General features: G+C 69.9%; 8 protein-coding genes and 1 pseudogene. 6 read left to right on the forward strand and 3 right to left on the reverse strand.

The window, feature by feature from the left end; translation table 11 throughout:
• A partial coding sequence (locus ADK57_RS08780) for a sulfatase (protein ID WP_234390046.1) occupies positions 1 to 1,438 on the forward strand: 1,438 nt, incomplete at its 5' end.
• On the opposite strand, the gene ADK57_RS08785 is transcribed toward ADK57_RS08780, so the two are convergent.
• Both ADK57_RS08785 and ADK57_RS50410 read right to left on the reverse strand, forming a co-directional pair.
• Entirely contained in the window at positions 1,435 to 2,301 is an 867-nt protein-coding gene (locus ADK57_RS08785) for a rhomboid-like protein (protein WP_078973022.1), read from the reverse strand. The two genes, ADK57_RS08780 and ADK57_RS08785, sit on opposite strands and share 4 nt — an antisense overlap.
• A gap of 105 nt (positions 2,302 to 2,406) precedes the next feature.
• The gene (locus ADK57_RS50410) at positions 2,407 to 2,598 is read right to left on the reverse strand and encodes a hypothetical protein (RefSeq protein ID WP_053748804.1); all 192 of its coding nucleotides are present in this window, start codon (positions 2,596 to 2,598) and stop codon (positions 2,407 to 2,409) included.
• Positions 2,599 to 2,720: 122 nt separating this feature from the next.
• Between ADK57_RS50410 and ADK57_RS08795 the strand changes: the two genes are divergently transcribed.
• From ADK57_RS08795 to ADK57_RS08815, 5 genes are all read left to right on the forward strand, one after another.
• Positions 2,721 to 3,398, forward strand: coding sequence for a hypothetical protein (locus ADK57_RS08795; protein ID WP_053748805.1), 678 nt, complete (start codon positions 2,721 to 2,723; stop codon positions 3,396 to 3,398).
• Between the two features lie 124 nt (positions 3,399 to 3,522).
• Entirely contained in the window at positions 3,523 to 4,260 is a 738-nt protein-coding gene (locus ADK57_RS08800; protein WP_053748806.1) for a response regulator transcription factor, read from the forward strand.
• Positions 4,257 to 5,363 (forward strand): sensor histidine kinase, encoded by a 1,107-nt coding sequence (locus tag ADK57_RS08805; RefSeq protein WP_053748807.1) that lies wholly within the window; start codon positions 4,257 to 4,259, stop codon positions 5,361 to 5,363. The genes ADK57_RS08800 and ADK57_RS08805 overlap by 4 nt, the downstream gene beginning before the upstream one ends.
• Before the next feature lie 281 nt (positions 5,364 to 5,644).
• Complete coding sequence (locus ADK57_RS08810; protein ID WP_053748808.1) at positions 5,645 to 9,457, forward strand: multifunctional oxoglutarate decarboxylase/oxoglutarate dehydrogenase thiamine pyrophosphate-binding subunit/dihydrolipoyllysine-residue succinyltransferase subunit; 3,813 nt, start codon at positions 5,645 to 5,647, stop codon at positions 9,455 to 9,457.
• A gap of 125 nt (positions 9,458 to 9,582) precedes the next feature.
• Positions 9,583 to 9,765, forward strand: a complete 183-nt coding sequence (locus ADK57_RS08815; RefSeq protein ID WP_019075209.1) for a DUF6104 family protein — start codon at positions 9,583 to 9,585, stop codon at positions 9,763 to 9,765.
• An 82-nt stretch (positions 9,766 to 9,847) separates the two neighbouring features.
• Here the strand turns inward: ADK57_RS08815 and ADK57_RS47105 are convergent.
• Positions 9,848 to 10,053: pseudogene (locus ADK57_RS47105) on the reverse strand (hypothetical protein); the annotation flags it as partial.

The following is a 10,053-nucleotide window of genomic DNA, read 5'->3' on the forward strand; positions in this document are numbered from 1 at the left end:
GGCGAGGGGGGGGGCCTCCCCTGGGGCGGAGAGGGGGGGGGGCGACGACGGAAAGCCTCCGGCGCGCCCCCCGCCCAGGGCCCCCCCGGCGCCGGGCGGACCCCCCGCCCCCCCCGCCTCTCCCGCCCCCGGCCGCCGCCCCCGCTCCGACGACCGGCCCAACATCCTCCTCGTCCTCACCGACGACCAGCCCAAGGACACGGACTGGGCGCTGCCCCAGACCCTCGACTGGCTCGGCGGACAGGGCGTCACCTTCGCACGCGCACACGCCAACACCCCGCTGTGCGCCCCCTCCCGTGCTTCGATCATGTCCGGCCGGTACGCCCACAACCACGGCCTCCTGGACACCCGCCACCCCGCCCGCCTGGACCAACGCACCACCGTGCAGCGCCGGTTGCAAGAGGCGGGCTACCGCACGGGCCTGTTCGGCAAGTACCTCAACTTCTGGCCCACCGGCGAGAAGCCGCCGTACTTCGACGAGTGGCTGCTCCAGGAACCGGTGGCGTACTACAACGGCCACTACAACGACAACGGGACCGTCCGGAACATCCCCGGCTACAACACCACGGTCATCAAGGACCGCGCGCTCGCCTTCATCGACGACTCCCGCACCGACGACCGGCCCTGGTTCGCGTACGTCGCCACGCGCTCGGCGCACGAGGTGAACATCCCGGAGAAGAAGTACGCACGCACGCGCGTGCCCGACTGGGACGGCCGGCCCTCCGTCTTCGAGACCGGCAAGGCCGACAAGCCGCCGTTCCTGCGCACGGCGAAGCAGTCCTTCGCGCAGGGGCAGGCGCTGCGCGAACGCCAGTTGCGCACGCTGCTGTCCGTGGACGACGCGATGCGCGACTTCCGCGACAAGCTGCGCGCGCTCGGCCAGCTGGAGAACACGCTGGTGTTGTTCACCAGTGACCACGGCCTGTGCTGGGGGGACCACGGCTGGCTGCGCAAGTCGGTGCCCTACCGCCCGAGTCTGGAGGTGCCGTTCCACCTCTCCTGGCCGGCCGCCGGTCTGACCGCAGGAGCCGACGACCGTCTCACCGGCCTTGTCGACATCGCGCCGACCTTCCTCCGGGCCGCCGGAATCGCCCCGGACCCCGCGCACGACGGCCACTCGCTGCTCGACCCCGGCAACGACCGGGACCATCTGCTCGCCGAGTGGTGGTGGAACCGCCAGGACAAGAAGCCGATCCACACATGGGCGTCGTACATCGGCAAGTCCGAGCAGTACACGGAGTACTACCGAGGCCGCCTCGACACCGCCGGCCGCCCCAAGGGCAGCGGCGAGGTCGTCTTCCGGGAGTACTACGACCTGCGCGCCGACCCCTACCAGCTCACGAACCGGCTGCACGGGGCGAGCGAGGAACAGGAGCGCCGCCTGGGCATCCCGGCGCTCGCACGGGAGTTGGCCGCGGCCCGGCGGGCAGGGTCCTAGGCTGCGACAGCAGAGCGCTCCCGAGCGGTCCGCGCCCGGTGCCACCCCCGCGTCACCGGCCAGGTCGCGATGCCGATCGCGAACGCCATCAGATGCCCCCAGTTGGTCATCGGGTCCGCGAACGCGAGCAGGTCCTGGACCAGCATCGCGCCGAACGCGGCCAGCAGCGGCCAGCGCAGCCACGGGGTGAGGAGCCCGGCCAGGGCACCCACTCCGGCGGCGACGCCGAAGCTGACGCCGTAGTCGAGGCGGTGCAGCGAGCTGTCGGGCAGATGGCCGGCCAGCACCGCGAGCCCCACCGGGACCTCGGTCGCGAGGGTGGCGAGGACATGCCCGAGCAGGAAGACGCCCGCCGTGCGCAGTCCGCCTATCCGGCGCTCCAGCGCGGTGAGGACGAGGACGAGACCGATCGCGTACGGCGAGAGGATCCCGCCCGCGATCCACAGCGCGCTGGCCAGCAGCACCGGTACGGGCGTCTGCACGAGGTGTGCCACATCGGTGCTGGAGGCCTGGTGGAGGTGGTGCACGAGGGCGGGGTCGGCGTACTCGGTGACGAGCGAGGTGAGCGCGAGGACGGCGCCGTAGCCGAAGGTGAACGGTGTCCCGGTGGGGGTGGGCAGCAGCCGCCAGGGGCGGACACGCAGGCGGGAGCGGGCTTCGGAGGGCTCGACCGCGGGCGCCGGGGCGGGCAGGTCCGGCACCGGCCCTCGCTGGCGCGGCATCCCGTCCAGCAGGCCGGAGACGTCGGGCAGGCAGGCGTCGTAACGCGGAGGGTGCGCATCGTGCGGCGGGGACCCATTCGCGGCCCCGTCGCTCACGGGCGCCGACGAACCCGTCGTACCCTCCGCCGCAGTCCGTTCCACGGTGAGGCGCTCCTTCCGTTCCACCCCAGCCTCCGCGCCCCGCGGGGACGCTGTCTGTGACCGGCGCCACCCGGGCGCCGATTCACATCCACTTCTCAAGAAACCTCAGGCGTCCGCGGGAAGCCCGGTCCCCGCGGCCGTGACGGACCGCAGCAGCCGGTCCGCGTACTGGCGGAAGCGGCCGACCATGTCGAAGCCCTGCGGGTCGAGGACCCACTGGAGTTGGAGGCCGTCCATGACGGCGGCCGGCCGGGCCCGCCCGCAAGGACGGCTTCCGTTCGAACTGCCGCGCTCCATGGCGGCGGTGGAGGCCGGACGTCCCGAACGACACGGAGGACCTGGTGTTTCCGTACGGCCACGGGCTCACCGTCTGAGGAAATTCGCTCGGCCCATCCGCTCCCGCCTGCCAAGATGGACCGATGCCCACCTCGTACGACATTCCCCAGGTCCTGGACCGGCGCGAGGGTCCGCACGGCGAGGTCGTGCTGCGACGGCACGGCGAGTTGCTGCAGATCATCGCCAACGGCTGCTTCCTGATGGACACTTCCGACGGCCGCTCGGAGCGGCGGCTCGTGGACGCCGCGTTGGAGGCGCTCGACGGTCGCGGGGAGCCGAGCGTGCTCATCGGCGGCCTCGGCGTCGGCTTCTCCCTGGCACACGCCGCGGCCGACCCCCGCTGGGGCCGGATCACGGTGGTCGAGCGGGAACGCGCCATCATCGACTGGCACCGTGAAGGGCCGTTGGCCGAGTTGTCGGCGCAGGCCCTGGCCGACCGGCGCGCAGAAATTGTGGAAACGGATCTTGTCGCATTCGTCAATGAGACATGCGACACGTTCGACGCGCTGTGCCTGGACATCGACAACGGCCCCGACTGGACGGTCACCGAGGGCAACCACGGGCTGTACTCCGCGGCCGGACTGGCAAGCTGCGCAAGGGCGTTGAGGCCAGGAGGGGTACTGTCCGTGTGGTCCGCCCAGCCCTCGCCGGAATTTGAAGGATCCCTATGGAATGCCGGGTTCCAGCGGGTGCGTACCGAAGAGATCCCCGTTGCCCGGGGCGTTCCGGACGTCGTGCACATTGCCGTCCGACCTGGATAGCAAAGCCGCGGTGACTCCCCGTACTCTGCTTCCCTGACGCCGATCATTCAAGCGTCAAGCGCAGTCATGCGCAGACAAGGGATCACCCCACTGGTTCCGGAATTGCACACCTCAGGGGCGGGCGATGGAGCAGACACACACCTCCCACAACGGCACGGCGACGACCCAGGGTGCGCAGCGCCGGGTGCTTGTCGTCGAAGACGATCCGACGATCGTGGACGCCATCGCGACCCGCCTGCGCGCCGAGGGATTCCTCGTGCAAACGGCGGGCGACGGTCCGTCCGCGGTAGACACCGCCGAGGCCTGGCAGCCCGATCTGCTGATCCTCGACATCATGCTGCCCGGCTTCGACGGTCTGGAGGTCTGCCGTCGTGTGCAGGCCGCCCGTCCGGTGCCGGTGCTGATGCTCACCGCGCGGGACGACGAGACCGACATGCTGGTCGGGCTCGGCGTCGGCGCCGACGACTACATGACCAAGCCGTTCTCCATGCGGGAGCTGGCCGCGCGGGTGCACGTCCTGCTGCGCCGGGTGGAGCGGGCCGCGATCGCGGCGTCGACCCCGCGCAGCGGCATCCTGCGGCTCGGCGAGCTGGAGATCGACCACGCGCAGCGCCGGGTGCGGGTGCGCTCCGAGGATGTCCACCTGACGCCCACGGAGTTCGACCTCCTGGTCTGCCTGGCCAACACCCCGCGTGCCGTGCTCTCCCGTGAGCAGCTGCTGGCCGAGGTGTGGGACTGGGCGGACGCCTCCGGCACCCGGACCGTCGACAGCCACATCAAGGCACTGCGGCGGAAGATCGGCGCCGAGCGGATCCGCACGGTGCACGGCGTGGGCTACGCCCTGGAGACGCCGACGCCATGAGCGACGGGCCGGCCGCACCAAGACGCCCCGGGGAACCCTGGGGCGGCGTAAGTCCGTTCTCGATCAAGACCAAGCTGGGCGCCCTGGTCGTCATCTCGGTGCTGATCACCACGGGTCTGCTGATGATCGCGGTGCACACCAAGACGGAGCTCCGCTTCATCACGGTCTTCTCGATGATCGCCACACTGTTGATCACGCAGTTCGTGGCGCATTCGCTCACCGCGCCGCTGGACGAGATGAACGCGGTGGCCCGTTCGATCTCGCACGGCGACTACACCCGCCGGGTGCGGGAGAACCGTCGGGACGAGCTGGGCGACCTGGCCCAGACGATCAACCACATGGCTGACGACCTGGAGGCCCAGGAGCGGCAGCGCAAGGAGCTCGTGGCGAATGTCTCCCACGAGCTGCGCACACCCATCGCGGGCCTGCGTGCGGTCCTGGAGAACATCGTCGACGGCGTCACGGAGGCCGACCCCGAGACGATGCGGACGGCCCTGAAGCAGACGGAGCGGCTGGGACGTCTCGTGGAGACGCTCCTCGACCTGTCCCGGCTGGACAACGGGGTCGTACCGCTGCGCAGGCGGCGGTTCGAGGTGTGGCCGTACCTGTCGGGCGTGCTGAAGGAGGCCAACATGGTCGCCTCGGCGCGCGCGGGCATTGCTTCCGGATCCGGCAGCCACACACGTACGGACGTCCATCTGCACCTCGACGTGTCCCCGCCGGAGCTGACCGCACACGCGGACCCGGAGCGGATCCACCAGGTCGTGGCGAATCTCATCGACAACGCGGTCAAGCACAGTCCGGCGCACGGCCGGGTCACGGTCAAGGCGCGCCGCGGGGCCTGGCCCGAGTCGCTCGAGCTGGAGGTTCTCGACGAGGGCCCCGGCATACCCCGGTCGGAGTGGCACCGGGTCTTCGAGCGGTTCAACCGCGGCAACGTCAACCGGCCGCACGGGCCCGGCAGCGACGGTGGCACGGGCCTCGGGCTCGCGATCGCCCGCTGGGCGGTGGATCTGCACGGCGGCCGGATCGGAGTGGCCGAATCCGAGCGGGGCTGCCGGATTCTTGTCACCCTTCCGGGACTTCCATCTCTGCCAAGTTGACGTAAAGTTCGAAGCGGAGCCACAAGATCCACGGGCGTCCGCACTGACGGACACGTGTGATCAGGCACAGGCCCGCGCCGTTGTCGCGCTGAGGCCCTCTCAGCTCATCCCGGATGAAGCGGAACCTCGCTTGTTTCCCGCCATTTCCACCCCTGAAACACGCTGTTTGATGTGACTTACACGACGATGGACGGGCCCGGCCTGACCTTCCCGGTCTTGGAGGCGTAGCCTTTATTCCCGCTGTCCATCACCTTGTGAAGCGGAAGAGGGCGGTTGCCGCCGTGTCGCCACAGTCCCCCAGTAACTCGAGCATCTCGACCGACGCAGACCAAGCGGGCAAGAATCCCGCAGCGGCCTTCGGTCCCAACGAGTGGCTCGTCGACGAGATCTATCAGCAGTACCTCCAGGACCCGAATTCGGTAGACCGAGCCTGGTGGGACTTCTTTGCCGACTACAAGCCGGGGGCGGCTGCCGCCTCGGCTCCGGCGGGTACTGCGGCCACGGGGGCCGCAGCGACCACCACGGCCAGGCCCGCGCCTGCCGCCCCGCCTGCGCAGGCCCAGGCGCCCGCCCCGGCTCCTGCTCCGGCCGCCCCGGCTCCCGCGGCCCCGAAGCCCGCGGCAGCCGCTCAGGCGCCCGCACAGGCCGCCGCGCCGGCCAAGGCTCCGGCCGCGAAGCCGGCCGCCGCGCCCCCGAAGGCAGCGCCCGCCGCCGCGTCCCCCGAGGGCCCGGAGTTCGTGACGCTGCGCGGCCCCTCCGCCGCGGTCGCGAAGAACATGAACGCCTCCATCGAGGTCCCCACGGCCACGTCCGTGCGCGCGGTCCCGGTGAAGCTGCTCTTCGACAACCGCATCGTCATCAACAACCACCTGAAGCGTGCCCGGGGCGGGAAGATCTCCTTCACCCACCTCATCGGCTACGCGATGGTGCAGGCCATCAAGGCCATGCCGTCCATGAACTACTCCTTCGTGGAGAAGGACGGCAAGCCGACCCTGGTCAAGCCTGAGCACGTCAACTTCGGCCTCGCCATCGACCTGGTGAAGCCCAACGGCGACCGCCAGCTGGTCGTCGCGGGCATCAAGAAGGCCGAGACGCTGAACTTCTTCGAGTTCTGGCAGGCCTACGAGGACATCGTCCGCCGCGCCCGTGACGGCAAGCTGACGATGGACGACTTCTCCGGTGTCACGGTCTCCCTGACCAACCCCGGCGGCCTCGGCACCGTCCACTCCGTCCCGCGTCTGATGCCCGGCCAGTCGGTCATCATGGGCGTCGGCTCCATGGACTACCCGGCGGAGTTCCAGGGCACCTCCCAGGACACCCTGAACAAGCTCGGCATCTCGAAGGTCATGACGCTCACGTCGACCTACGACCACCGGGTGATCCAGGGTGCCGCGTCCGGCGAGTTCCTGCGGATCGTCGCGAACCTCCTGCTCGGCGAGAACGGCTTCTACGACGAGATCTTCGAGGCGCTGCGCATCCCCTACGAGCCGGTCCGCTGGCTCAAGGACATCGACGCCAGCCACGACGACGACGTCACCAAGGCCGCCCGCGTCTTCGAGCTGATCCACTCCTACCGGGTCCGCGGCCACGTCATGGCCGACACCGACCCGCTGGAGTACCGCCAGCGCAAGCACCCCGACCTGGACATCACCGAGCACGGGCTCACCCTGTGGGACCTGGAGCGCGAGTTCGCGGTCGGCGGCTTCGCCGGCAAGTCCCTGATGAAGCTGCGCGACATCCTCGGTGTGCTGCGTGACTCGTACTGCCGCACCACCGGCGTCGAGTTCATGCACATCCAGGACCCGAAGCAGCGCAAGTGGATCCAGGACCGCATTGAGCGCGCGCACACCAAGCCGGAGCGCGAGGAGCAGCTGCGCATCCTGCGCCGGCTGAACGCCGCGGAGGCCTTCGAGACCTTCCTGCAGACGAAGTACGTCGGCCAGAAGCGCTTCAGCCTGGAGGGCGGCGAGTCCGTCATCCCGCTGCTGGACGCGGTCCTGGACTCGGCGGCGGAGTCCCGCCTCGACGAGGTCGTCATCGGCATGGCCCACCGCGGCCGCCTCAACGTCCTCGCCAACATCGTCGGCAAGTCGTACGCGCAGATCTTCCGCGAGTTCGAGGGCAACCTCGACCCGAAGTCGATGCACGGCTCCGGCGACGTGAAGTACCACCTGGGCGCCGAGGGCACCTTCACGGGCCTGGACGGCGAGCAGATCAAGGTCTCGCTGGCCGCGAACCCGTCCCACCTGGAGACGGTCGACCCGGTCATCGAGGGCATCGCCCGGGCCAAGCAGGACATCATCAACAAGGGCGGCACGGACTTCACGGTCCTCCCGGTCGCCCTGCACGGCGACGCGGCCTTCGCGGGCCAGGGCGTGGTGGCCGAGACCCTGAACATGTCGCAGCTGCGCGGCTACCGCACGGGCGGCACGGTCCACATCGTCATCAACAACCAGGTCGGCTTCACGGCGGCTCCCGAGTCGTCGCGGTCCTCGATGTACGCCACGGACGTGGCCCGCATGATCGAGGCCCCGATCTTCCACGTGAACGGCGACGACCCCGAGGCCGTCGTGCGCGTCGCACGCCTTGCCTTCGAGTTCCGCCAGGCGTTCAACAAGGACGTGGTGATCGACCTCATCTGCTACCGCCGCCGCGGTCACAACGAGTCGGACAACCCGGCGTTCACGCAGCCGCTGATGTACGACCTGATCGACAAGAAGCGCTCGGTGCGCAAGCTGTACACCGAGTCCCTGATCGGTCGCGGCGACATCACCCTGGAAGAGGCCGAGCAGGCCCTGCAGGACTACCAGGGTCAGCTGGAGAAGGTCTTCACGGAGGTCCGTGAGGCCGTCACCGCCCAGCCGAGTGCGGGACCGGTGTCGGACCCGCAGGCGGAGTTCCCGGTCGCCGTGAACACCGCGATCTCCACGGAGGTCGTGAAGCGGATCGCCGAGTCCCAGGTCAACATCCCCGACTCCTTCCACGTACACCCGCGTCTGCTGCCGCAGCTGCAGCGCAGGGCCTCGATGGTCGAGGACGGCACCATCGACTGGGGCATGGGCGAGACCCTCGCGGTCGGCTCCCTCCTCCTGGAGGGCACCCCGGTCCGCCTGTCCGGCCAGGACTCCCAGCGAGGCACCTTCGGCCAGCGCCACGCGGTCCTCATCAACCGCGAGACGGGCGAGGAGCACACCCCGCTCCAGTACCTCGCCGAGGAGCAGGCGCGCTACAACGTCTACAACTCCCTCCTGTCCGAGTACGCGGTCATGGGCTTCGAGTACGGCTACTCGCTGGCCCGCCCCGACGCGCTCGTGATGTGGGAGGCGCAGTTCGGCGACTTCGTCAACGGCGCGCAGACGGTGGTCGACGAGTACATCTCGGCGGCCGAGCAGAAGTGGGGCCAGACGAGCGGCGTGACGCTCCTCCTCCCCCACGGCTACGAGGGCCAGGGCCCGGACCACTCCTCGGCCCGCGTCGAGCGCTTCCTCCAGCTCTGCGCCCAGAACAACATGACGGTCGCGATGCCCACGCTCCCGTCGAACTACTTCCACCTCCTGCGGTGGCAGGTGCACAACCCGCACCACAAGCCGCTGGTCGTCTTCACCCCGAAGTCGATGCTGCGCCTGAAGGCCGCCGCCTCGAAGGCGGAGGAGTTCACGACGGGCCAGTTCCGCCCGGTCATCGGCGACGCGTCGGTCGACCCGGCCGCGGTCAAGAAGGTCGTCTTCTGCGCCGGCAAGGTCTACTACGACCTAGAGGGCGAGCGTCAGAAGCGCGGCGTCACGGACACGGCGATCATCCGCCTCGAGCGTCTGTACCCCATCCCGGGTGCGGAGGTCCAAGCCGAGATCGCCAAGTACCCGAACGCCGAGAAGTACCTCTGGGCCCAGGAGGAGCCGGCCAACCAGGGCGCCTGGCCGTTCATCGCCCTGAACCTCATCGACCACCTCGACCTGGCGGTCGGCGCGGACGTCCCCCACGGGGAGCGCCTGCGGCGCATCTCCCGCCCGCACGGCTCCTCGCCGGCGGTCGGGTCCGCGAAGCGGCACCAGGCCGAGCAGGAGCAGCTGGTGCGTGAGGTGTTCGAGGCGTAAGCCGTACGGCATCCGAGACCGGCCCCGAGTCCTTGCGGCTCGGGGCCGGTCCCACGCCACACACCTGCCGCATACCCTTGTGGCGTACGACCGGAGGCCGCAGGCCCAGCCCCAGGAGAACACCCGTGTACTTCACCGACCGAGGCATCGAAGAACTGGAGAAGCGGCGCGGCGAGGAGGAGGTCACCTTCGAGTGGCTTGCCGAGCAGCTGCGGACGTTCGTCGATCTGAATCCGGACTTCGAAGTGCCGGTGGAGCGGCTGGCCACGTGGCTGGCGCGGCTCGACGACGAGGACGACGACGAGTAGGGCATGCGGACAAGTAGGGCATGCGGACGGGGCGCCTTCGGGCGCCCCTTCTTCGTGTGCGGCGGTCGCGTCTGGGTGGTCGTCAGTCGCGTGGATGGGCCAGCTCGTACATGAGGCTCAGGGCTCCGTGGGCCAGGAGCAGGGTGCCCGCAGTGATCCAGCCGGCGCTGCGGCGCCGTACGCCCCACGCGGTGAGCGGGAGGCCGGCCGTGATCTGGCCGAGGGCCACGAGGCGGGCCCTGGGGTCGCCCGGCCAGGGCAGCCAGGGGCCGAGGTGGGGGCGGGGGC

It is taken from the genome of Streptomyces sp. MMG1533 (assembly GCF_001279775.1).
Taxonomy (GTDB): domain Bacteria; phylum Actinomycetota; class Actinomycetes; order Streptomycetales; family Streptomycetaceae; genus Streptomyces.